This is a genomic window from Pseudomonas sp. 02C 26, assembly GCF_002843585.1.
GTDB classification, from domain to species: Bacteria; Pseudomonadota; Gammaproteobacteria; order Pseudomonadales; family Pseudomonadaceae; genus Aquipseudomonas; species Aquipseudomonas shirazensis.
Genome location: NZ_CP025262.1, coordinates 5,323,163 through 5,344,350, shown reverse-complemented (window position 1 = coordinate 5,344,350; position 21,188 = coordinate 5,323,163). Strand labels below are relative to the sequence as shown.

Annotated in this window: 22 protein-coding genes and 1 pseudogene; 14 read left to right on the top strand and 9 right to left on the bottom strand. The window is 62.2% G+C overall.

The genetic code is table 11. The features are described from left to right. Window positions 1–25: 25 nt before the first annotated feature. On the top strand, window positions 26–1,582 hold the full coding sequence (locus CXQ80_RS24405) for a phospholipase D family protein (RefSeq protein WP_101322898.1): 1,557 nt from the start codon (window positions 26–28) through the stop codon (window positions 1,580–1,582). Window positions 1,583–1,712: 130 nt separating this feature from the next. Here the strand turns inward: CXQ80_RS24405 and CXQ80_RS24400 are convergent, their stop codons facing one another. Both CXQ80_RS24400 and CXQ80_RS24395 read right to left on the bottom strand, forming a co-directional pair. Next, the gene (locus CXQ80_RS24400; protein WP_101322897.1) at window positions 1,713–2,852 is read right to left on the bottom strand and encodes an MFS transporter; all 1,140 of its coding nucleotides are present in this window, start codon (window positions 2,850–2,852) and stop codon (window positions 1,713–1,715) included. Between the two features lie 129 nt (window positions 2,853–2,981). After that, entirely contained in the window at window positions 2,982–4,475 is a 1,494-nt protein-coding gene (locus tag CXQ80_RS24395) for an aldehyde dehydrogenase (protein ID WP_101322896.1), read from the bottom strand. A 197-nt stretch (window positions 4,476–4,672) separates the two neighbouring features. Between CXQ80_RS24395 and CXQ80_RS24390 the strand changes: the two genes are divergently transcribed. Together CXQ80_RS24390 and CXQ80_RS24385 are read left to right on the top strand one after the other, a co-directional pair. Further along, window positions 4,673–5,032: a cupin domain-containing protein gene (locus tag CXQ80_RS24390; protein ID WP_101322895.1), complete on the top strand. Its 360-nt coding sequence runs from the start codon at window positions 4,673–4,675 to the stop codon at window positions 5,030–5,032. A 97-nt stretch (window positions 5,033–5,129) separates the two neighbouring features. After that, window positions 5,130–5,330, top strand: a complete 201-nt coding sequence (locus tag CXQ80_RS24385; protein ID WP_101322894.1) for a hypothetical protein — start codon at window positions 5,130–5,132, stop codon at window positions 5,328–5,330. A 136-nt stretch (window positions 5,331–5,466) separates the two neighbouring features. On the opposite strand, the gene rpmG is transcribed toward CXQ80_RS24385, so the two are convergent. Both rpmG and rpmB read right to left on the bottom strand, forming a co-directional pair. Then, window positions 5,467–5,622, bottom strand: a complete 156-nt coding sequence (gene rpmG / locus CXQ80_RS24380) for a 50S ribosomal protein L33 (protein ID WP_021702025.1) — start codon at window positions 5,620–5,622, stop codon at window positions 5,467–5,469. Between the two features lie 11 nt (window positions 5,623–5,633). Continuing rightward, window positions 5,634–5,870, bottom strand: a complete 237-nt coding sequence (gene rpmB, locus CXQ80_RS24375; RefSeq protein ID WP_101322893.1) for a 50S ribosomal protein L28 — start codon at window positions 5,868–5,870, stop codon at window positions 5,634–5,636. Window positions 5,871–6,231: 361 nt separating this feature from the next. On the opposite strand from rpmB, the gene CXQ80_RS24370 reads away from it, so the two are divergent. Then, entirely contained in the window at window positions 6,232–7,824 is a 1,593-nt protein-coding gene (locus tag CXQ80_RS24370) for an ABC transporter substrate-binding protein (protein WP_101322892.1), read from the top strand. A gap of 6 nt (window positions 7,825–7,830) precedes the next feature. On the opposite strand, the gene radC is transcribed toward CXQ80_RS24370, so the two are convergent. Further along, window positions 7,831–8,511, bottom strand: coding sequence for a DNA repair protein RadC (gene radC, locus CXQ80_RS24365; RefSeq protein ID WP_101322891.1), 681 nt, complete (start codon window positions 8,509–8,511; stop codon window positions 7,831–7,833). Window positions 8,512–8,634: 123 nt separating this feature from the next. Here radC and coaBC point away from each other — a divergent pair, with 123 nt between their 5' ends. The 7 genes and pseudogenes from coaBC to CXQ80_RS24330 all read left to right on the top strand — a co-directional run bounded on the left by coaBC (window position 8,635) and on the right by CXQ80_RS24330 (window position 14,648). After that, complete coding sequence (coaBC, locus tag CXQ80_RS24360; protein WP_101322890.1) at window positions 8,635–9,846, top strand: bifunctional phosphopantothenoylcysteine decarboxylase/phosphopantothenate--cysteine ligase CoaBC; 1,212 nt, start codon at window positions 8,635–8,637, stop codon at window positions 9,844–9,846. A 5-nt stretch (window positions 9,847–9,851) separates the two neighbouring features. After that, a complete protein-coding gene (gene dut / locus CXQ80_RS24355; protein ID WP_101322889.1) occupies window positions 9,852–10,307 on the top strand; it encodes a dUTP diphosphatase in 456 nt (151 codons plus the stop codon). Window positions 10,308–10,444: 137 nt separating this feature from the next. Further along, a pseudogene (locus CXQ80_RS24350) lies at window positions 10,445–11,818 on the top strand (phosphomannomutase/phosphoglucomutase); the annotation flags it as partial. Window positions 11,819–11,847: 29 nt separating this feature from the next. Beyond that, window positions 11,848–12,759, top strand: coding sequence for an acetylglutamate kinase (gene argB / locus CXQ80_RS24345; RefSeq protein ID WP_101322887.1), 912 nt, complete (start codon window positions 11,848–11,850; stop codon window positions 12,757–12,759). 150 nt (window positions 12,760–12,909) lie between these two features. After that, window positions 12,910–13,590, top strand: coding sequence for a CsgG/HfaB family protein (locus tag CXQ80_RS24340; RefSeq protein ID WP_101322886.1), 681 nt, complete (start codon window positions 12,910–12,912; stop codon window positions 13,588–13,590). A 30-nt stretch (window positions 13,591–13,620) separates the two neighbouring features. Further along, a complete protein-coding gene (locus CXQ80_RS24335; RefSeq protein WP_101322885.1) occupies window positions 13,621–13,992 on the top strand; it encodes a DUF4810 domain-containing protein in 372 nt (123 codons plus the stop codon). Beyond that, window positions 13,989–14,648 (top strand): DUF799 domain-containing protein, encoded by a 660-nt coding sequence (locus CXQ80_RS24330; RefSeq protein WP_101322884.1) that lies wholly within the window; start codon window positions 13,989–13,991, stop codon window positions 14,646–14,648. Before CXQ80_RS24335 ends, CXQ80_RS24330 begins: the two co-directional genes overlap by 4 nt. 71 nt (window positions 14,649–14,719) lie before the next feature. Here the strand turns inward: CXQ80_RS24330 and pyrE are convergent, their stop codons facing one another. Next, window positions 14,720–15,361: an orotate phosphoribosyltransferase gene (pyrE, locus tag CXQ80_RS24325; RefSeq protein WP_101322883.1), complete on the bottom strand. Its 642-nt coding sequence runs from the start codon at window positions 15,359–15,361 to the stop codon at window positions 14,720–14,722. A gap of 81 nt (window positions 15,362–15,442) precedes the next feature. Here pyrE and CXQ80_RS24320 point away from each other — a divergent pair, with 81 nt between their 5' ends. Then, a complete protein-coding gene (locus tag CXQ80_RS24320) occupies window positions 15,443–16,222 on the top strand; it encodes an exodeoxyribonuclease III (protein ID WP_101322882.1) in 780 nt (259 codons plus the stop codon). 44 nt (window positions 16,223–16,266) lie between these two features. Here the strand turns inward: CXQ80_RS24320 and rph are convergent, their stop codons facing one another. Continuing rightward, window positions 16,267–16,989 carry a ribonuclease PH gene (gene rph, locus CXQ80_RS24315; RefSeq protein WP_101322881.1) on the bottom strand — a complete coding sequence of 241 codons (723 nt, stop codon included), beginning with the start codon at window positions 16,987–16,989 and terminating at the stop codon, window positions 16,267–16,269. A 225-nt stretch (window positions 16,990–17,214) separates the two neighbouring features. Between rph and CXQ80_RS24310 the strand changes: the two genes are divergently transcribed. Beyond that, window positions 17,215–18,078: a YicC/YloC family endoribonuclease gene (locus CXQ80_RS24310; RefSeq protein WP_101322880.1), complete on the top strand. Its 864-nt coding sequence runs from the start codon at window positions 17,215–17,217 to the stop codon at window positions 18,076–18,078. A gap of 13 nt (window positions 18,079–18,091) precedes the next feature. Then, complete coding sequence (gene gmk, locus CXQ80_RS24305) at window positions 18,092–18,721, top strand: guanylate kinase (protein ID WP_101322879.1); 630 nt, start codon at window positions 18,092–18,094, stop codon at window positions 18,719–18,721. Window positions 18,722–18,755: 34 nt separating this feature from the next. Here gmk and CXQ80_RS24300 read toward each other — a convergent pair whose 3' ends face one another. Both CXQ80_RS24300 and CXQ80_RS24295 read right to left on the bottom strand, forming a co-directional pair. Then, window positions 18,756–20,303, bottom strand: coding sequence for an APC family permease (locus tag CXQ80_RS24300; RefSeq protein WP_101322878.1), 1,548 nt, complete (start codon window positions 20,301–20,303; stop codon window positions 18,756–18,758). A gap of 109 nt (window positions 20,304–20,412) precedes the next feature. Continuing rightward, a complete protein-coding gene (locus CXQ80_RS24295; RefSeq protein WP_101322877.1) occupies window positions 20,413–21,186 on the bottom strand; it encodes a gamma-glutamyl-gamma-aminobutyrate hydrolase family protein in 774 nt (257 codons plus the stop codon). Window positions 21,187–21,188: the final 2 nt, after the last annotated feature.

The following is a 21,188-nucleotide window of genomic DNA, read 5'->3' as shown; positions in this document are numbered from 1 at the left end:
CTTCTGCGCACAGGACGATTCATCCTTGAGACTTCAGCGAGCTTTGCCTCTCATGCTGGCGCTGCTGCTCGGCCTTTCTGGCTGCGCCAGCGTCAATCCGGTTCGTGAAGTCAGCCAGGCGCTACCGGCCAGTGATTCGGCCTTTGGCCGCTCGGTGCAGCGCCAGGCCGCGCCCTATGAAGGTCGCTCGGGCTTTCGCCTGCTGCCCAACAGCAACGAGGCTTTCCGCGCCCGTGCCGAGCTGATCCGCAACGCCCAGGCCAGCATCGACGTGCAGTACTACATCGTCCATGACGGCCTCAGTACCCGGGCGCTGGTGCATGAACTGCTGCAAGCCGCCGACCGTGGCGTGCGCGTACGGATTCTGCTCGACGACACCACCAGTGACGGCCTCGACACGCTGATGGCCACCCTCGCCGCCCACCCCAACATCCACATGCGCGTGTTCAATCCGCTGCACCTGGGCCGCAGTACCGGTGTCACCCGCGGCGTCGGCCGCCTGTTCAACCTGTCACGCCAGCACCGGCGCATGCACAACAAGCTGTTTCTGGTCGACAACAGCATGGCCATTGTCGGCGGGCGCAACCTGGGCGACGAGTACTTCGACGCCGAGCCCAACCTGAACTTTACCGACATCGACATGCTCGGCGTCGGCCCGGTAGCCGAGCAGCTTGGGCACAGTTTCGACCAGTATTGGAACAGCGCCCTCAGCCGGCCGATCGGCGATTTCCTCTGGAGCATGCCGGATGCCGACGACCTGCGCGCCAGTCGCCGGCGTCTCGAGGTGTCACTGGCCGAGGCGCGGATCAAACGCAAGGCGTTGTATGACCGGCTGATGGCGTATCAATCGCAGCCGCGCCTGGACACTTGGCGCAACGAATTGATCTGGGCCCACAGCCAGGCGCTGTGGGACGCACCGAGCAAGGTGCTGGCGCAGGACGAACCGGATCCGCATCTGCTGCTGACGCGGCAGTTGGCGCCGGACCTGAACAACGTCAAACATGAGCTGATTCTGGTGTCGGCGTATTTCGTCCCGGGTGAATCGGGGCTGGTGTATCTGACCAGCCGGGCTGACGCTGGAGTGTCGGTGCGGCTGTTGACCAACTCGCTGGAAGCCACTGACGTACCTGCGGTGCATGGCGGCTATGCGCCGTATCGGCGTGCCCTGCTCGAACACGGAGTGCAGCTGTTCGAGCTGCGCCGGCAGCCGGGTGATCCGAGTGCCGGGCGCGGCCTGAATTTCCATGGCGGTTCGGATTCGAGCCTGCACAGCAAGGCGATCGTGTTCGATCGGCACAAGACCTTTATCGGTTCGTTCAACTTCGACCCACGCTCGGTGTTGTGGAACACCGAAGTCGGCGTGCTGGTAGACAGCCCGGAGCTGGCCGAATATACCCGCGAGCTGGCCTTGCAGGGTATGGCGCCGGCGCTGAGTTATCAGCCGCTGCTGGAGGACGGCAAGATGGTCTGGGTGACCGAGGACAACGGCCAGCGGCATGTGCTGAGCAAGGAGCCTGGCGGCATGTGGCGGCGGTTCAATGCCTGGGTGAGCAAGGCGGTGGGGTTGGAGAAGATGCTTTGATTTGAGATCGCTGGGGGGCTGCTGCGCAGCCCTTCGCGGGTGAACCCGCTCCCACAGGTTTAGGGGGCGCTGCAAAACCCTGTGGGAGCGGGTTCACCCGCGAAGGGCTGCGCAGCGGCTCCAGCCATCTTCAGTCAGGCACCGGCTCGAACGCCCCAGGCCGGCGGGTCAGCAGGACCAACCCCGCCGCCCCCAAGGCCATGATCAACGGCAATGCATGTCCACTGATCCACTGGCTGCCCGCCCCGGCCAACAGCGGCCCGAGCAGGCAACCAATGCCCCACAACTGCGCCACATGGGCGTTTGCCCGCACCAATTCATCATCGCGGTAGCGCTCGCCGATCAGGATCAGCGACAAGGTGAACAAGCCACCGGCACTGGCACCGAACAACACCCAAAGCGGCCAGATCAACGCGGTCTCCATCAACAACGGAATCGCCAGGCTGGACACCATCAACGTCAGCGCACAACCACTGAACAGGGTGCGCCGCGACATCTTGTCGGCCAGCAGGCCAATAGGCAGCTGCAACACCGCATCACCGACCACCACTGTACTGACCATGAACAACGCCACCTCAGTGCTGAACCCCTGCTGCAGGCAATACACCGGTAGCAGGGTCAAGATCATCGCCTCGAACGCCGCAAACAAGGCAATCGCCCAGGCAATCACCGGCAGTCGGCGGCAGAATCCGAGCAGGTCGCGGAAGGTCACGCTGCACGCTTCGGTGGTCGGCGCACCGCCACGGCCAAACAGCAGCAACGGCGCAAGGATCAACAACCCGGTGGCCGCCCAGAAGCCAAAGTCATCATCCGAACCGAGCATACCCAGCACCAGCGGCCCCGCCAGCTGGCTCAAGGCGTAGCTGCTGCCATACAGCGCCACCAGCCGGCCGCGCCACTGCTCGACCACCAACTGGTTGATCCAGCTCTCGCCAAGGATGAACACCACCGTCAGCGACATACCGATCACCAACCGCAGCGCCAGCCACAACGGGTAGCTGGGCAGCAGCGCAACCAGGGCGATCGACAACGCTCCGCCCCACAGGCAAAAGCGCATGGCGGCCGGCACGCCGACCCAGCCAGCCAGGCGGCTGGCCAGGCTGGCGCCGATCAGCACGCCCACTGCTGGCATTGCCGCCATCACGCCGATGGCGAAGCTCCCGTAACCCCAGGTTTCCAGGCGCAGCGACACCAGCGGCATGCTCACGCCCAGCGCGAGGCCGACGCTGAGCACTGAGGCCAGCACGGCAAAGTAGGTTGCCCAACGCATGACTGCCTCCCAGGCAGAATTGTCTTTCACCCAACAGCAGCAAAGCCCGCCCCCAAAGGCACGGCGCAGTCAGTGAGACTGACGCCGAACCGCCAGGAGCGGGCTTGCCCGCAGACGCTACCTAGAGGATTACAGCTTGATCCAGGTCGCCTTCAGCTCGGTGTACTTCTCCAGTGCGTGCAGCGACTTGTCACGGCCGTTGCCCGACTGCTTGAAGCCACCAAACGGCGCGGTCATGTCGCCGCCGTCATACTGGTTGACCCACACGCTGCCAGCACGCACGGCGCGAGCTGTCTTGTGCGCCTTGGAGATGTCCGAGGTCCAGATGCCTGCGGCCAGGCCGTATGGCGTGTCGTTGGCGATGGCGATGGCTTCTTCGGCGGTGTCGAAGCTGATCACCGACAGGACCGGGCCAAAGATCTCTTCCTGGGCGATCTTCATGGCATTGGTCACGCCGTCGAAGATGGTCGGCTGCACATAGGTGCCACCGGTTTCTTCAAGGATGCGCTTGCCACCGGCAACCAGCTTGGCGCCGTCCTGATGGCCGGCATCAATGTACGACAGCACGGTGTTCATCTGCTGGGTGTCGACCAGCGCACCGACTGTGGTGGCCGGGTCCAGCGGGTTGCCGGGGGTCCAAGCCTTGAGCGCTTCGACGACCATAGGCAGGAACTTGTCCTTGATCGAACGCTCGACCAGCAGACGCGAACCGGCAGTGCAGACCTCGCCCTGGTTGAAGGCGATGGCGCTGGCGGCGGCTTCGGCAGCGGCTTGCAGGTCCGGTGCGTCGGCGAAGACGATATTCGGGCTCTTGCCGCCGGCTTCCAGCCAGATGCGCTTCATGTTCGACTCGCCGGCGTAGATCATCAACTGCTTGGCGATCTTGGTCGAGCCAGTGAACACCAGCGTGTCGACGTCCATGTGCAGGGCCAGCGCCTTGCCCACAGTGTGACCGTAGCCTGGCAGCACGTTGAGAACACCAGCGGGGATACCCGCTTCAATTGCCAGCTGGGCAATGCGAATGGCCGTCAGCGGCGACTTCTCGGACGGTTTGAGCACCACCGAGTTACCGGTCGCCAGCGCTGGGCCGAGCTTCCAGCAGGACATCAGCAGAGGGAAGTTCCACGGTACGATGGCGCCGACCACACCAACCGGCTCGCGGGTCACCAGGCCAAGCTGGTCATGCGGGGTTGGCGCGACTTCATCGTAGACTTTGTCGATGGCTTCGGCATTCCAGTGCAGGGCTTGCGCCGCGCCGGGGATGTCGATGCTGGAGGAGTCGCTGATCGGCTTGCCCATGTCGAGGGTCTCGAGCAGGGCCAGCTCTTCGACATTGCTGCGCAGCAGCTCGGCGAAGCGGATCAGTTTGGCCTTGCGCTTGGCTGGCGCCAGACGCGACCAGACGCCAGACTCAAAGGTAGCACGGGCGTTTTCAACAGCGCGATCGGCGTCGGCCACGTCGCAGCTGGCAACCTTGGCCAGGAAGCGTCCGTCCACCGGGCTCAGGCAGTCGAAGGTCTGGCCGGAAACGGCGTCGGTATACTCGCCGTTGATGAAGGCGCGGCCTTCGATCTTCAGTTGCTGGGCACGCTGTTCCCAGTCTGCACGCGTCAGGGTGGTCATAGGAAACTCCTCCTCTTGTTAAGGTGCAGCGCCGCACTGAAGATTCTCGGGCGCTGGCAAAAATTCTGGCCGGGCGACAAGCGCACGCGGGCAGGAGTTACCCTAAACCAGCCCGGATAAACTATCAATATATTTGACACCAAAGGCCCAAACGCCTACAGATGTTAATTTTATTAAACAACAACAGGGTTTGACCGATGACCATCTCCAGCATTATCGACTTTGCCCAGGTGCTGACCGAAGCGGAACGCTACCGCCCGGCGGCCGAGAAAATCCTCAAGGGCGAGCCGGATCAAGCTGTCTACAACCACTACTCAAGCCCATGCGGTCAGTTTGCAGCGGGCGTGTGGGAAGGCGCGGTCGGCCAATGGACGGTGAGTTACACCGAACATGAGTACTGCGAGATCGTCCACGGCGTATCGGTGCTGCGTGACAAGGCCGGCGATGCGAAGACGCTGCGTGCAGGTGACCGATTCGTCATTCCGGCAGGCTTCCAGGGCACCTGGGAAGTACTTGAGCCCTGCCGCAAGATTTACGTGATGTTCGAGCAGAAGTAAGTCACGCCATGGCGTGCTGAACATGTACCGCAGCTCGGCAAGCGCTGCAGTGAATCATGCAAGCGTCCAAATTTCGGACACTTCAAGGAGATTCACCATGACCACCGACATCCTCGGCCCTGCTCGTCACGTCATCGGCTCGCGTTATGTAGAAAGCGTCAAAGCCTACATTCTCGAGTTGACCGGCCTGCATATCGCAGTCGGCCCCAACGACATCAGCACCATGGATCTTCGCAGCGACCGCGTACTTATCCAGGCCGATGGCGACAACTGCATTACTGGCCTGGTGATTTCCTGAGCGCGCCGGGCAGGTCTTGAGCAAGGCGCTATAGCCACAGACCAGCGCCTTGCTGGAACGATATCTGCCCAGCCATTCAGGCAAAAAAAAACCCGCTTCCGTGAGGAAGCGGGTTTTTTTTCGGTCGCCGGATCAATTACTTGATCTTGGCTTCCTTGTAGGTCACGTGCTTACGGACGACCGGATCATATTTCTTGATCTCGATCTTGTCCGGGGTGGTGCGCTTGTTCTTGTCAGTGGTGTAGAAGTGGCCAGTGCCAGCACTCGATACCAGACGGATCAATTCACGCATGATGCTCTCCCTTAAACCTTGGCGCCAGCACGGCGGATTTCAACCAGAACGACATCAATGCCGCGCTTGTCGATGATACGCATGCCTTTGGCGGAAACGCGCAGACGCACGAAACGCTTCTCGGACTCAACCCAGAAACGGTGGTGCTGCAGGTTTGGCAGGAAACGACGACGGGTTTTGTTGTTTGCGTGGGAAATGTTATTCCCAGTCACCGGACCCTTACCGGTAACTTGACAGACTCTCGACATGCCTCAGCCCTCTAAAACCACATGCCCAACCCGGCATGGGTTGGCCGCTTAATCTCTCAGTCTATGGCGCTAGGCGCCGTGTTTCCGGGGGTCTTATCAACCTGATCCGCTTTCGCGACAGAGCGAGCCCCTAGAAAAGAGCGCTGCTTTATATCAGAAAGACTCGACCACAACAACAGAAAATGACTTTCTGCAGCAGGCCAAGCGAGTGCGGCAAGCATAACGACTAGGGTTGCAGGCTGTCGACCGCTTGTCGCTACGTTTGTAAAAAAGGGTGTGGTCATTTGTCAGTTCGCACACTAGGGTAGGACATTTCCAGACTGCACCGGCAGATGGGTCACTGATCAGCCAAGGACTTTACATGCGCGCCGCCGCTCGTTCCCTGTTGTTTTCATCCAGCCTGCTGCTGGCCGGCCTCGCCCAGGCCGCACCACTGGTGGTGTGTACCGAAGCCAGCCCGGAAGGCTTCGACGTGGTGCAGTACAACTCGCTGACTACCACCAATGCCTCGGCCGACGTGCTGATGAACCGTCTTGTCGAATTCGATGCCAAGCAGGGCAAAGTGGTGCCAAGCCTGGCGCTGAGCTGGACGGTCTCGGCCGACGGTCTGGTGTACGACTTCAAGCTGCGTGACGACGCCAAATTCCACAGCACCGCCTACTTCAAGCCAAGCCGGGCCCTGAACGCCGACGATGTGCTGTTCAGCTTCCAGCGCATGCTCTACCCCGCTCACGCCTGGCACAAGACCGCGCCCGGCGGCTACCCGCACGCGCAGTCGCTGCAGCTGGGTAGCCTGATCAAGTCGATCGATGCCAGCGACCCGCACACCGTGCGCTTCACCCTGAGCCATCCGGATGCGACCTTCCTGGCCACCCTGAGCATGGGCTTTGCCTCGATCTACTCGGCTGAATACGCCGATCAACTGCTCAAGGCAGGCACCCCAGAGAAGCTCAACACGCAACCGATAGGTACCGGCCCGTTCGTGTTCAAACGCTTCCAGAAGGACGCGCAGGTGCGCTACGAGGCCAACCCTGAGTACTTCGGCGGCAAACCTGCGGTCGGGCCGCTGATCTACGCGATCACCCCGGACGCCAACGTGCGCCTGCAGAAACTCAAGCGCAACGAATGCCAGGTGGCGCTTTCGCCCAAACCGCTGGATATCACTGCGGCCAGCGAGGACGACAAGCTCAAGGTCGAGTCCACCCCTGCCTTCATGACCGCCTTTGTCGCCATCAACAGCCAGCATCCGCCGCTGGACAAGCCCGAGGTGCGTCAGGCGATCAACCTCGCCTTCGACAAGTCGAGTTATCTCAAAGCCGTGTTCGAGGGCACCGCGACCGCCGCCAACGGCCCTTACCCGGCCAACACCTGGAGTTACGCCAAGGACCTGCCTGGCTACCCGACCGACCTGAAAAAAGCCCAGGCGCTGCTGGCCAAGGCGGATCTGCCAGAAGGCTTCAGCACCACCATCTGGACCCGCCCGTCGGGCAGCCTGCTCAACCCCAACCCCAACCTCGGCGCACAGATGCTGCAGGCGGACCTGGCCAAGATCGGCATCAAGGCCGAAATCCGCGTGATCGAATGGGGCGAGCTGATCCGCCGCGCCAAAGCCGGCGAGCATGACTTGCTGTTCATGGGCTGGGCCGGCGACAACGGCGACCCGGACAACTTCCTCAGCCCGCAGTTTTCCTGCGCGGCGGTCAAGTCCGGGACCAACTTCGCGCGCTTCTGCGACAGCCGTCTGGACCAGCTGATCAACGCTGGCCGCACCACCAACGACCAAAGCGTGCGCAGCCGGTTGTATCAGCAGGCCCAGGCACTGATCCAGCAACAGGCTTTGTGGCTGCCGCTGGCTCACCCAACCGCCGCAACGTTGCTGGCCAAGGGTGTCGAGGGCTACCAGGTGAGCCCGTTCGGGCGGCTGGACTTCAGCAAGGTCTCGGTCACTCGCTAAGCATGATCAGCCGCTGATCCAGCCCTCCTCGGCCATGGACAGCGGCTCGCCCTCGCCGATGATCAGGTGATCGAGCACACGCACATCGATCAGCGCCAGCCCGCGTTTGAGGGTCATTGTCAGGTGTACATCATCCTGGCTCGGCTCGCTGCTCCCGGAAGGATGGTTGTGGCAGATGATCAGCGCCGCGGCGTTGTGCACCAGCGAGCGCCGGACTACCTCACGCGGGTACACGCTGGCCCGGTCGATGGTGCCGCGAAAGAGGATCTCGAACGCCAACGGCCTGTGCTTGGAGTCGAGAAACAGGCAGCCAAATACCTCACTAGGTTCATGGCGCAGCATCGATTTCAGGTAACGCCTCACTGCCATCGGGCTTTCCAGCGCGGGGGCACGTTCGATGGTCTCGTGCAGATAACGCCGCCCGGTCTCCAGCAGCGCCTGCAACTGTGCGTACTTCACCGGTCCCAGCCCAGGCTCACCGAGCACTGCGCTGCGTGGCGCCTCGAGAAACTGGCGAAGGCCGCCAAAGCGCACCAGCAAGCCGCGGGCAAGGTCGACGACATTGCGCCCGGCTACCCCCGAACCCAGCAGCACGGCGAGCAATTCGGCATCGGACAATGCGGCTGCGCCGCGCTGTAACAGCTTTTCTCGCGGCCGTTCGTCGGCCGGCCATTCCCTGATGTTCATTACTGCTCCTTGAGTGCTGCTGCGGCGCGTTTAAGCCGTGTGTTAATCTATTTCGCTTCAAAAATGCGACGATCTGCCGCAGGCCCCATCGTCGTCATCCGCTTACTGAAAAAAGGCAAGCCTATGCAGCGGCTGTATCGCAAGCGCATCGTTCTCGGCGTCGGTGGCGGCATCGCCGCCTACAAGAGCGCCGAGCTGATTCGCCGACTCCTGGAACACGGCGCCCAGGTGCGCGTGGTGATGACCCACGGCGGTGCCGAGTTCATCACTCCGCTGACCTTGCAGGCGCTGTCTGGTCACCCGGTGCACATGGACCTGCTCGACCCTGCCGCCGAAGCGGCGATGGGCCACATCGAACTGGCCAAGTGGGCCGATCTGGTGCTCATTGCCCCAGCCACCGCCGACCTCATGGCGCGCATGGCCCAAGGCATGGCCAATGACCTGCTGACCACCCTGGTGCTGGCCACCGACGCCACCGTCGCCGTCGCCCCGGCGATGAACCAGGCGATGTGGCGCGACCCGGCGACCCAGGCCAACCTGGAACTGCTGCAAAGCCGTGGCATTCAGGTATTCGGCCCGGCCTCCGGCAGCCAGGCCTGTGGTGATGTCGGCCTTGGCCGCATGCTTGAAGCCACCGACCTGGCCTGGTGCGCCGCCGAGAGCTTCAAGCGCCAGGCACTGACCGGCAAGCACGTGCTGATCACCGCCGGGCCGACCCAGGAAAACATCGACCCGGTGCGCTACATCACCAATCATAGCTCCGGCAAGATGGGTTTCGCCCTGGCCGAAGCGGCTGCCGAAGCCGGGGCTCGGGTAACCCTGGTGACCGGCCCGGTGCACCTGCAGACCCCCGACCGGGTCAACCGGATTGACGTGGTAAGCGCGCGGGACATGCTCGCGGCGTGCGAAGCCGCTATGCCGTGCGACCTGTTCATCGCTTCGGCTGCGGTTGCGGACTACCGCCCGGAAGTGGTCGCCACGCAGAAGCTCAAGAAGGATCCTACGACCGGCGACGGCATGCTGCTGCAGATGGTGCGTAATCCGGATATCCTTGCGACCATTGCTGGCCGTGCCGACCGCCCGTTCAGCGTCGGCTTTGCCGCCGAGACCGAACACTTGCTCGATTACGCCACGCGCAAGCTCAAGGACAAGAACCTCGACCTGATCGTCGCCAATGATGTGGCCAACCCCAGCATCGGCTTCAACAGCGAGGAAAACGCCCTGACCGTGATCGACCGCCAGCAGCACCAGACCCTATTCGCGCAGACCAGCAAGGGCAAGATCGCCCGCCAGCTGGTTGCTTTTATCGCCGAACGACTCAAGCAGGTTCAATAAGTTACATGCACGCTCTTCAAGCCAAGATTCTCGATCCGCGCATCGGCGCCGAATTCCCCCTGCCGCAGTACGCCACGCCTGGCTCCGCCGGCCTGGACCTGCGCGCCATGCTGCAACAGGACACCGTTCTGGAGCGGGGCCAGACCCTGCTGATCCCGACCGGCCTGTCGATCTACATCGGCGATCCAGGCCTGGCGGCGTTGATCCTGCCGCGCTCGGGGCTGGGCCACAAACACGGCATCGTGCTCGGCAACCTGGTCGGTTTGATCGACTCGGATTACCAGGGCGAGCTGATGGTGTCGTGCTGGAACCGCGGCAATAGCGCTTTCACCATCAACATTGGCGAGCGTATTGCACAGCTTGTCCTGGTACCTGTGGTACAAGCGCATTTCGACATCGTCGAGGCCTTCGACGAGAGCCAACGTGGCGCTGGCGGCTTCGGTCATTCGGGCAGCCAATAACGGCCAGAGAACGATCGTTTGCGCCACGGATGGCGAACTCTCTGGCGAAAGTACCGTCCAAGCGTGCAGTTTGCGCCTACCCAGAAGCCTTAGACATTGGAGCTTTCCCAGAGATGAACGATATGGCCCAGCTGGTCCCTGCACTGCCTGAGAGCATCTTCCGCGCCTATGACATCCGCGGCGTGGTCGGCAAGACCCTGCACGCTGAAACCGCTTACTGGATCGGTCGTGCCATCGGCGCCCAGACCCTCGCTCAGGGCGAGCCGAATATCTCGGTTGGCCGTGACGGTCGCCTGTCCGGGCCGATGCTGGTCGAGCAACTGATCAAGGGCCTGGTCGAAGCCGGCTGCAAGGTCAGCGACGTTGGCCTGGTGCCAACCCCTGCGCTGTATTACGCCGCCAACGTGCTGGCCGGTACCTCCGGGGTGATGCTCACCGGTAGCCACAACCCGTCCGACTACAACGGTTTCAAGATCGTCATCGCCGGCGACACCCTCGCCAACGAGCAGATCCAGGCCCTGTTGACCCGCCTGAAAACAGATGACCTGAGCCGCGGTGAAGGCAGCGTCGAGCAGGTCGAGATCCTCCAGCGCTACCATCAGCAGATCGTCGGCGATGTGAAGCTGGCGAAAAAACTCAAGGTAGTGGTCGACTGCGGCAACGGCGCAGCGGGCGTGAATGCCCCGCAACTGATCGAAGCCCTGGGCTGTGAAGTGATCCCGCTGTTCTGCGAGGTCGACGGCAACTTCCCCAATCACCACCCGGATCCGGGCAAGCCTGAAAACCTTGAAGACTTGATCGCCAAGGTCAAGGAAACCGGCGCCGATATCGGCCTGGCCTTCGATGGCGACGGCGACCGTGTGGGCGTGGTGACCAACACCGGCAACATCGTCTACCCCGACCGCCTGCTGATGCTGTTTGCCCAGGACGTGCTGTCGCGCAACCCAGGCGCCGAGATCATCTTCGACGTCAAATGCACCCGTCGCCTGACCCCGCTGATCGAACAACACGGCGGTCGCGCGCTAATGTGGAAGACCGGTCACTCGTTGATCAAGAAGAAGATGAAGCTGACCGGTTCCTTGCTGGCTGGCGAAATGAGCGGGCACATCTTCATCAAGGAACGCTGGTTCGGCTTTGACGACGGCATCTACAGCGCCGCACGCCTGCTCGAGATCCTCAGCCAGGCCGAGCAGGACGCCGAGAGCCTGTTCGCTGCATTCCCGAACGACATCTCTACGCCGGAAATCAATATTGATGTGACCGACGAGGGTAAATTCAGCATCATTGATGCACTGCAACGCGACGCCGACTGGGGTGAAGCCAACCTGACCACCATCGACGGTGTGCGGGTCGACTACGCCAAAGGCTGGGGCCTGGTCCGCGCCTCCAACACCACGCCGGTGCTGGTGCTGCGCTTCGAAGCCGACAGCGAGGCCGAATTGCAACGTATCAAGGATGTTTTCCGCGCGCAGTTGCTGCGGGTTGCCCCTGACCTGCAACTGCCGTTCTGACCGATTATCCGTACCCACTGGAGCCCTGCATGACCCTCGATCGCGAAGCCGCCTCCCATGTAGCCGAAGTCTTGTCCGAAGCGCTGCCTTACATCCGTCGCTTCGTCGGCAAGACGCTGGTGATCAAGTACGGCGGCAACGCGATGGAGAGCGAAGAGCTCAAGACCGGCTTTGCCCGCGACATCGTGCTGATGAAAGCGGTCGGCATCAACCCGGTGGTAGTGCACGGCGGTGGCCCGCAGATCGGTGACCTGCTCAAGCGTCTGTCGATCGAGAGCCACTTCATCGACGGCATGCGCGTGACCGACTCGGCGACCATGGACGTGGTCGAGATGGTGCTCGGCGGCCAGGTCAACAAAGACATCGTCAACCTGATCAACCGCCATGGCGGCAGCGCCATCGGCCTGACCGGCAAGGACGCCGAGCTGATCCGCGCGAAAAAGCTCAAGGTCAGCCGCCAGACGCCAGAGATGACCTCGCCCGAGATCATCGACATTGGCCACGTTGGCGAAGTGGTCGGGGTCAACACCGACCTGCTCAACATGCTGGTCCGCGGTGACTTCATCCCGGTGATCGCGCCGATCGGTGTCGGCGCCAACGGTGAGTCGTACAACATCAACGCCGACCTGGTTGCCGGCAAGGTTGCCGAAGCACTGAAGGCCGAGAAGCTGATGCTGCTGACCAACATTGCCGGTTTGATGGACAAGCAGGGCCAGGTCCTGACCGGCCTGACCACCGAGCAAGTCAACGAGCTGATCGCCGACGGCACCATCTACGGCGGCATGCTGCCGAAGATCAAATGCGCACTGGAAGCAGTCCAGGGCGGCGTGCAGAGTTCGCACATCATCGACGGTCGCGTACCGAACGCGGTGCTGCTGGAGATCTTCACCGACAGCGGTGTAGGCACCTTGATCACCAACAGCAAGCGCGCCTTGACCTGATTTGTCGGGGCTGCTTTGCAGCCCTTCGCGGGCAAGCCCGCTCCCACAGGGCCAGCAGTGCATCCTGTGGGAGCGGGCTTGCCCGCGAAGGGCCGCAAAGCGGACCCGCAACACCCTCGCAAAAACTAATATCTACCCTGGAGAAAGCGCGTGAAATACGCATCACATGGACTCGTGCTGGCAGCCGTTCTGGCTGTCGGGTCCCTCGCCGGCTGCGCCACTGAAACGTCCAAAGCTGTTGCCGTGCAACAGGTCGAAAGCGTCAACCGCCCGTACAGCGGCCAACGCACCCCAATCGCTGTGGGCAAGTTCGACAACCGTTCCAGCTACATGCGCGGGATCTTCTCCGACGGCGTCGACCGCCTCGGCGGCCAGGCCAAGACCATCCTCATCACCCACCTGCAGCAGACCAACCGCTTCAATGTGCTTGATCGCGACAACATGGGCGAGATCCAGCAGGAAGCAACCATCAAGGGCATGGCGCAGAAGCTCAAGGGTGCGGATTTCGTGGTCACCGGTGACGTCACCGAGTTCGGCCGCAAAGAAGTCGGCGACCACCAGCTGTTCGGCATTCTTGGCCGCGGCAAGACCCAGATCGCCTACGCCAAAGTGGCGCTGAACATCGTCAATATCAGCACCTCGGAAGTGGTCTATTCGACCCAGGGTGCCGGCGAGTACGCCCTTTCCAATCGCGAGATCATCGGCTTTGGCGGTACCGCCAGCTATGACTCCACGCTCAACGGCAAGGTCCTCGACCTGGCCATGCGCGAAGCGATCAACAAGATGGTCGACGCGATCGACAACGGCCAATGGAAGCCTCAAGCCCGATAAGCTGAGCAGCACAACAAGGAAGACACCTTCATGAGCATCATCCCTCAAGGCTGGCGCCTGGTCGCCGGCGTTGTGCTGGGCAGCGTTCTGCTGACCGGCTGCGGCACCCCGCACAAACCACTGTATCAGTGGGAAAGCTACCAGCCGCAGGTCAACGAGTACTTCAAGGGCCAGGCCAAGGAAGAACAGGCCATCGCCCTTGAGCGCGACCTGGAGAAGATCAAGGCCAAGAATGGCGCCGTGCCGCCGGGTTACCACGCGCAGCTGGGGCTGATCTATTCCAGCCTGGGCAAGGACGACCAGATGATTCAGCAGTTCCAGACTGAAAAGGCCTTGTTTCCTGAGTCGGCCAAGTACATGGACTTTCTCATGAACAACGCGCGCAAAGGGGCCAAGCAATGATCAAGCGGATTACCCAACTGATCGTCGGCGCCTGCGTGCTGGCCTTGTTCGCCGGTTGCGCCGAGCGCCGTAGCGTGGACTACTCGGCGTACAAGCAGGCGCGGCCCAAGTCGATCCTGATTCTGCCGCCGCTGAACCAGTCGCCGGACGTCAAGGCCACCTACAGCATGCTTGCGCAGGTGACCTATCCGCTGGCCGAAGCGGGTTATTACGTAATGCCGGTGGCGCTGGTCGACGAGACCTTCCGCCAGAACGGCATGACTACGCCGTCGGATATCCATGAGCTGCCGACCAGCAAGCTGCAGGAGATCTTCGGCGCCGATGCCGGCCTGTACGTGACCGTGAGTGACTACGGCACCCGCTACATGGTGCTCAGCAGCGCGACCATCGTTACCGCCAGCGCCAAGCTGGTCGACCTGAAGACCGGCACCACGCTGTGGACCGGTAGCGCCACAGCGTCCAGTGAGGAAGGTCGGCAGAACCAGGGTGGCCTGATCGGCATGTTGGTGATGGCGGCGGTCAACCAGGTCATCAGCAGCGTGCAGGATGACGCCGGCTACCCGATTGCCGGCATGACCAGCGCGCGGTTGCTGTCACCGTATCCGAACGGCGGCATTCTGTATGGCCCGCGCTCGCCCAAGTACGGTACAGACTGAGTCCCGAGTGTGATTTACGCACTCTGAGGAATAAGCAGGGGGCCCGCGCAAGCACGGGCCCTGCTGCGGGATCAGATCCCGTATTGCGCGCGGTACGCCTCGACCGCTGGCAAGTGCTGCTTGAGCTGCGGATCGTCAGCGAGGAACTCGAGCACCTGGGTCAGCGAAACGATGCTGACCACCGGGATACCGAAGTCGCGCTCCACTTCCTGGATCGCCGACAGCTCGCCGTTGCCACGCTCTTCGCGGTTGAGCGCGATCAGTACGCCGGCGGCTTTGGCCTGCTGCGCGCTGATGATCTGCATCACTTCACGGATCGCGGTACCGGCGGTGATCACGTCATCGATGATCAGTACATTGCCTTCCAGCGGTGCGCCGACCAGGCTACCGCCCTCGCCATGGGCCTTGGCCTCTTTGCGGTTGAAGCACCACGGCACGTCCAGCTGATGCTGGTCGGCCAGGGCGACCGCAGTGGCCGAAGCCAGCGGGATGCCTTTGTAGGCCGGGCCAAACAGCACGTCGAAGGGGATTTTGCTGTCGACGATGGCCGCCGCGTAGCAACGTCCCAACTGCGCCAGTGCCGAGCCGCTGTTGAACAGCCCCGCATTGAAGAAGTACGGGCTGGTACGCCCCGATTTCAGGGTGAATTCACCGAAGCGCAGAACGCCGCGATCGATGGCAAAACGGATGAAGTCGCGCTGATACGGCTGCATGAAAAAGTCCCAGACACCACGGATTTAGCTAAATGAGTTGAGCTCGGGTATCATACACGCACGAGATTTTTGGGGCCATTTATGCGGATCATCAGTGTGAACGTTAATGGCATTCAGGCTGCAGCCGAGCGTGGTTTGCTCAGTTGGCTACAAGCCCAGAATGCCGACGTCATCTGCCTTCAGGATACCCGCGCCTCGGCCTTTGAACTCGACGACCCAGCTTTCCAGCTCGATGGCTATTTCCTTTATGCCTGCGATGCAGAGGTGCCCGCCCAAGGTGGCGTGGCGCTCTATTCGCGGATGCAGCCCAAGGCAGTCATCACCGGCCTGGGCTTCGAGACAGCCGACCGCTACGGACGTTACCTGCAAGCAGATTTCGACAAAGTCAGTATTGCCAGCCTGTTGCTGCCTTCGGGCATGAACGGCGACGAAGACTTGAACCAGAAATTCAAGTTGATGGACGATTTCGGCAAGTACCTGGACAAACAGCGGCGCAAGCGTCGTGAATACATCTATTGCGGCTCGTTCTACGTGGCGCAGCAGAAGCTCGACATCAAAAACTGGCGCGACAGCCAGCAGTCACCTGGTTTCCTGCCGCCCGAGCGGGCGTGGATGGATTCGATCGTGGGTGACATGGGTTATGTCGACGCGCTGCGTGAAGTCAGCCGCGAAGGCGATCAGTACAGCTGGTGGCCCGATAACGAACAGGCCGAGATGCTCAACCTGGGTTATCGCTTCGACTACCAGATCCTCACGCCAGGCTTGCGCCGCTTTGTGCGCAGTGCCCGCCTGCCGCGTCAGCCGCGGTTCTCCCAGCATGCGCCACTGATTGTGGACTATGACTGGACTCTGACGATCTGACATACACTGGGGCCGCTTTGCGGCCCCAGCGGTTACAACTGCAATCAGTCAGCCAAAGCCGCATTCTGCAGGTCGTAGATTTCGTTCATGCCTTTCTGCGCCAGCGCCAGCATGGCGTTGAAGTCTTCCGGCTGGAACGGTGCACCTTCAGCGGTGCCCTGCACTTCGATGAAGCCACCCGCGCTGGTCATGACCACGTTGAGGTCGGTCTCGGCCGCGGAGTCTTCCAGGTAATCCAGGTCAAGCACTGCTTCGCCCTGATACATGCCTACCGATACAGCAGCGATCATGTGCTTGAGCGGGTTGCCGCCCTTGAGGCCGCCGCGCTTCTTGATCACCGCCAGGGCGTCGACCAGCGCAACCATGGCACCAGTGATCGAAGCGGTGCGGGTACCGCCGTCAGCCTGGATCACGTCGCAGTCGACGTACAGGGTGACATCGCCGAGCTTGCTCATGTCCAGCGCAGCGCGCAGCGAGCGGCCGATCAGGCGCTGGATTTCGAGGGTGCGGCCACCCTGCTTGCCACGGCTGGCTTCGCGCTGGTTACGCTCCCCGGTCGCACGCGGCAGCATGCCGTACTCGGCAGTCAACCAACCCTGGCCCTGGCCTTTGAGGAAGCGCGGCACGCCGTTTTCGACGCTGACCGTGCAGATGACCTTGGTGTCACCGAACTCGACCAGTACGGAGCCCTCGGCGTGCTTGGTGTAGTTGCGGGTGATGCGGATCGAGCGGAGCTGATCGGCGGCGCGACCACTTGGACGTTTCATTTGGGATACCTGTACTGGGATTCGAATCTGCCGAGCATTATAAAGCCCGCAGCCCGGCGAGGACATGCCTATCGTCGCAGGCGCCAGCCTGTCGACTACTCCTAGCTGCGGCCAAGGCGATCGATGACACGGCCGAAATTGGGCGCGCAGCCCACTCTGCGTTACAATCGCGCGCCTTGCAGCCTGACCCGGCTGCCCCATCATTCTTATGCGAGGTAGTCCGCCATGGTGCACAGCATGACCGCTTTTGCTCGCGTCGAGCGCGCCGGCAGCCAAGGCACTCTGGTCTGGGAGCTGCGCTCGGTCAACCACCGCTACCTGGAGCCGCATCTGCGCCTGCCAGAAGCCCTGCGCGAGCTTGAAAGCGCAGTGCGCGAAGGCCTGCGCCAAGGGCTGTCACGGGGCAAGGTCGAATGTACCCTGCGCCTCAATGAAGACAGCACCGGCAAGCCGCTGCAGGTCGACCGCGAGCGCGCCGCGCAACTGGTCGCCGCCGCCGAAACCGTCGCCAGCCTGATCAAGCAGCCCGCGCCGCTGAACCCGCTGGAAGTGCTGGCCTGGCCCGGCGTGCTGGTGGCCGATGCCAGCGATCCGCAGGCCCTCAATGCCGAAGCCATCGCCTTGTTCGACGAAGCGGTGCAGGAGCTCAAGGCCGGTCGCCAGCGCGAAGGCCAGGAGCTGGCCCGGCTGATCAACGAGCGCCTCGACGGCATGACCACGGAAGTGACTACCCTACGCGCGCTGGTGCCGCAGATGCTGGCGGTGCAGCGGCAGAAGATCCTCGATCGCTTTCATGACATGCAGGCCGAACTCGATCCGCAGCGACTGGAGCAGGAGATGGTCCTGCTCGCGCAAAAAAGCGACGTCGCCGAGGAGCTGGATCGCCTCAACACCCACATCACTGAAGTGCGCCGGGTGCTCAAGTCCGGTGGTGCTGCAGGTCGACGCCTGGATTTCCTCATGCAGGAACTCAACCGCGAAGCCAACACCCTTGGCTCCAAGGCATTCGACCCGCGCAGTACGCAGGCGGCGGTCAACCTCAAGGTGTTGATCGAGCAGATGCGTGAACAAGTACAGAACATCGAGTAAGGCCATCCCGACCATGAACCACTGCAGCGGCACTCTCTATATCATCTCGGCGCCATCTGGCGCGGGCAAGACCAGCCTGGTTACCGAACTCACGGCGATCACTCGGGAAGACACGCATATTCGCGTATCGGTCTCGCACACCACCCGTGCAATGCGACCGGGCGAAAAAGACGGGGTCAACTATCACTTTGTCGACCGCGAGCAGTTCCAGAGCCTGATCGACAAGGGTGACTTCATCGAGCACGCCGAGGTGTTCGGCAACTTTTACGGCACCTCCCGCAGCGCCCTGCAATCCACCCTGGACGAGGGCTTTGACCTGATTCTGGAAATCGACTGGCAAGGCGCCCAGCAAGTGCGCGAACTGATGCCTGATGCCCTGTCGATCTTCATCCTGCCGCCGAGCCAGGATGCGCTGCGCCAACGCCTGACCGGGCGCGGCCAGGACAGCGAAGAGATCATCGAAGGGCGCATGAAGGAAGCGGTCAACGAGATGGTTCACTACGACGAGTACGACTACGTGATCATCAATGATGATTTCGATGCGGCGCTGGCGGACATCAAAGCGGTATTCCGCTCCAATCGCCTGCTGCTTGCAAAGCAAAAGCAGCGCCATGGTGCGCTGCTCGAGCAATTGGTTGGCTGATCTGTCTTGGGGCCGATAGCGGCCCCAAATCACTTCACTCCTGCAGTTGCAGCTTGGCCTGCTGCTGCAAGGTGGCGCCGAGGAAGAACGCCGGCAGGCGCAGCCGCGACAGCAGCATCAGGCAAATGCCCAGCAGCGAGATGATCGCCGCAATCACGAACACCAGCCCCAACCCACCCACATGCGAGCCGCTGCCAAAATCTGGCGAAGCGCTGTCGATTGCCGTGCGCACGAAGATCACCGACAGGATTGCGCCACCCAGCAACGGGCAGACGCCGCGCATGAGGAAGTGCCGCAGGCTGCTGAACAGGCTGCGGCGGAAGTACCAGACGCAGGCAAAGGCAGTCAGCGAGTAATAGAAGCAGATCATCATGCCCAGCGCGGTGATGGTGTCGGCCAGCACGTTCTCGCTGAGGGTACGCATGGTCACGTAGAACAGTGCTGCGGCAATGCCCGCGCAAATGGTGGCGTAGCGTGGCGTCTGGGAACGCGGGCAGACCTTGGCGAAACGCTTTGGTACCGCGCCGTAGTAACCCATCGCCAGCAACGTGCGCGCAGGCGAAACGAACGTCGACTGCAACGACGCTGCAGTACTGGCCAACACCGCAATCGACATGAGGATCGCCAACGGGCCCATGACCGGGCCGGCCAGGTGAGCGAAGACGTTTTCCTGAATGCGCGGATTACCCAGGCCCAGGCCGACATCACTGATCCCGGCGAACTGCAGCGTGGCGATGGCGGTGAGCAGATACAGGCAGAGAATCAACAGCACCGTCCAGGTCGCTGCCTTGCCCGGCACTTCATCGCTGCCGATCGACTCTTCACTGACGGTCAGGCATACGTCCCAGCCCCAGAAGATGAAGATCGACAACGACAAGCCCGCAGCGAACGCCGAGAACGACTCGACGCCGAAAGGGTTGAACCAGGCCAGGTCAAACGCCAGTGGTGGTGGCGCGGTGGTTTCGCCGAAGGCAGCAAAGGCGAAACCGATCAGCACCAGCAACTGCAAGGCCACCAGGCCGTACTGCACTGTCATGGTGGTGCCCATGCCGCGACAACAGATCCATACCGCCAGTGCGATGAACACGCAACAGGTGATGATGTTGATCAGCAGATTGTCGGCCAACGCGGCCAGCGATTGATCGCCAGTGATCTGCGCGAGGAACAGATAGAAGAAGTCCACCGCCACGCCGGCCAGGTTGGACAGGACAATGGTGGTCGCCACCACCAGGCCCCAGCCGCCGATCCAGCCGATCATCGGACCGAACGCCCGGGCCGACCAGGTGAACGAGGTGCCGCTGTCGGGTTCTGCCGCGTTCAGCTCACGGTAGCCGAGGGCAACCAACAGCATTGGCAGGAAGCCGACAATGAACACTGCTGGCAGGTGTGCGCCGACCTCACGCACGGTCGGGCCAAGCGCGCCGGTCAGGGTGTAGACCGGGGCAATGGTGGAAATGCCCAGCACCACGCTGGCCAGCAAGCCCAGCCGGCCCTTGGCCAGGCCTTTGCTGGCGCGAGGGGCGCTGCCGTCTGAAGCGGCCGCCGCACCGGGCGGGCGGCCGTTGTCTGTGTTTTCGCTCATGAGTATTCGCCGTCGATATTGGTATTGTTTTCACAGACCGCTGAGGGTCCGCTTTCACTCATTGAAAGCTTGCTGTCGGGGGTGAGTCATCCGAGACCTTCGGCTGACGTCAGACTGTTTTCTGGCGTGAAACCTCCCGCACAGCATGGGCCTTGCAGGCCTCGCGAAACGCCTTGAACAGGCGCAGCGAGACCGGGTTTTCGGCGAAACGCCACTCCGGGTGCCACTGCACGCCGAGCACCAGGCCCGGCGCGTCCAGCATCGACACCGCTTCGATCAGGCCATCCGGGGCCCGTGCTTCGACACGCAGGCCAGCGGCCAGACGGTCGATCCCCTGACTGTGCAGCGAGTTGACCTCGAACTGCTCAGGCAGGCCAAAACGCTCGAACAGCCCGCCCGCCTCAGTGCGCACCAGATGCCGAGGGCCGTATTGCTCCTCCAGCGGCGCGTCCTGCGGTTCGCGGTGGTCGAGGTAACCGGGCAGCTCCTGCACGCGCTGGTGCAGGCTGCCGCCCAGGGCCACATTCAATTCCTGAAAGCCGCGGCAGATACACAGCACCGGCACGCCGGCGGCGATGGCTGCGCGCAGCAAAGGCAGGGTCAGGCGATCACGCGCCTGATCATGGCGGGTGCCGGCAACGCTGGCGGCGCCATTGTAGTGGTGCGGCTCGACATTGGAAGGCGAGCCGGTGAAAACGATGCCATTGAGGATCGACAGCAGTGCCAGCGGGTCGCTGCCGACATCGCGCGCAGGCAGGATCAACGGGATCCCGGCATAGCCGGCCGCCTCCACGTACTTGTCGCCAACGGTGTGCGAAGCATTCTTGCCGACCTGCTGGCGGCAGGCGCTGACACCGATCAGAGGGACCACGTTTGCGCTCATGG

What these genes read in the sequence shown, in the direction of transcription:
- CXQ80_RS24400 (WP_101322897.1), bottom strand. Translation starts at nt 2,852, where the DNA reads ATGCGTTGGGCAACCTACTTTGCCGTGCTGGCCTCAGTGCTCAGCGTC.
- CXQ80_RS24395 (WP_101322896.1), bottom strand. Translation starts at nt 4,475, where the DNA reads ATGACCACCCTGACGCGTGCAGACTGGGAACAGCGTGCCCAGCAACTG.
- CXQ80_RS24390 (WP_101322895.1), top strand. Translation starts at nt 4,673, where the DNA reads ATGACCATCTCCAGCATTATCGACTTTGCCCAGGTGCTGACCGAAGCG.
- CXQ80_RS24385 (WP_101322894.1), top strand. Translation starts at nt 5,130, where the DNA reads ATGACCACCGACATCCTCGGCCCTGCTCGTCACGTCATCGGCTCGCGT.
- rpmG (WP_021702025.1), bottom strand. Translation starts at nt 5,622, where the DNA reads ATGCGTGAATTGATCCGTCTGGTATCGAGTGCTGGCACTGGCCACTTC.
- rpmB (WP_101322893.1), bottom strand. Translation starts at nt 5,870, where the DNA reads ATGTCGAGAGTCTGTCAAGTTACCGGTAAGGGTCCGGTGACTGGGAAT.
- CXQ80_RS24370 (WP_101322892.1), top strand. Translation starts at nt 6,232, where the DNA reads ATGCGCGCCGCCGCTCGTTCCCTGTTGTTTTCATCCAGCCTGCTGCTG.
- radC (WP_101322891.1), bottom strand. Translation starts at nt 8,511, where the DNA reads ATGAACATCAGGGAATGGCCGGCCGACGAACGGCCGCGAGAAAAGCTG.
- coaBC (WP_101322890.1), top strand. Translation starts at nt 8,635, where the DNA reads ATGCAGCGGCTGTATCGCAAGCGCATCGTTCTCGGCGTCGGTGGCGGC.
- dut (WP_101322889.1), top strand. Translation starts at nt 9,852, where the DNA reads ATGCACGCTCTTCAAGCCAAGATTCTCGATCCGCGCATCGGCGCCGAA.
- argB (WP_101322887.1), top strand. Translation starts at nt 11,848, where the DNA reads ATGACCCTCGATCGCGAAGCCGCCTCCCATGTAGCCGAAGTCTTGTCC.
- CXQ80_RS24335 (WP_101322885.1), top strand. Translation starts at nt 13,621, where the DNA reads ATGAGCATCATCCCTCAAGGCTGGCGCCTGGTCGCCGGCGTTGTGCTG.
- CXQ80_RS24330 (WP_101322884.1), top strand. Translation starts at nt 13,989, where the DNA reads ATGATCAAGCGGATTACCCAACTGATCGTCGGCGCCTGCGTGCTGGCC.
- pyrE (WP_101322883.1), bottom strand. Translation starts at nt 15,361, where the DNA reads ATGCAGCCGTATCAGCGCGACTTCATCCGTTTTGCCATCGATCGCGGC.
- CXQ80_RS24320 (WP_101322882.1), top strand. Translation starts at nt 15,443, where the DNA reads ATGCGGATCATCAGTGTGAACGTTAATGGCATTCAGGCTGCAGCCGAG.
- rph (WP_101322881.1), bottom strand. Translation starts at nt 16,989, where the DNA reads ATGAAACGTCCAAGTGGTCGCGCCGCCGATCAGCTCCGCTCGATCCGC.
- CXQ80_RS24310 (WP_101322880.1), top strand. Translation starts at nt 17,215, where the DNA reads ATGGTGCACAGCATGACCGCTTTTGCTCGCGTCGAGCGCGCCGGCAGC.
- gmk (WP_101322879.1), top strand. Translation starts at nt 18,092, where the DNA reads ATGAACCACTGCAGCGGCACTCTCTATATCATCTCGGCGCCATCTGGC.
- CXQ80_RS24300 (WP_101322878.1), bottom strand. Translation starts at nt 20,303, where the DNA reads ATGAGCGAAAACACAGACAACGGCCGCCCGCCCGGTGCGGCGGCCGCT.
- CXQ80_RS24295 (WP_101322877.1), bottom strand. Translation starts at nt 21,186, where the DNA reads ATGAGCGCAAACGTGGTCCCTCTGATCGGTGTCAGCGCCTGCCGCCAG.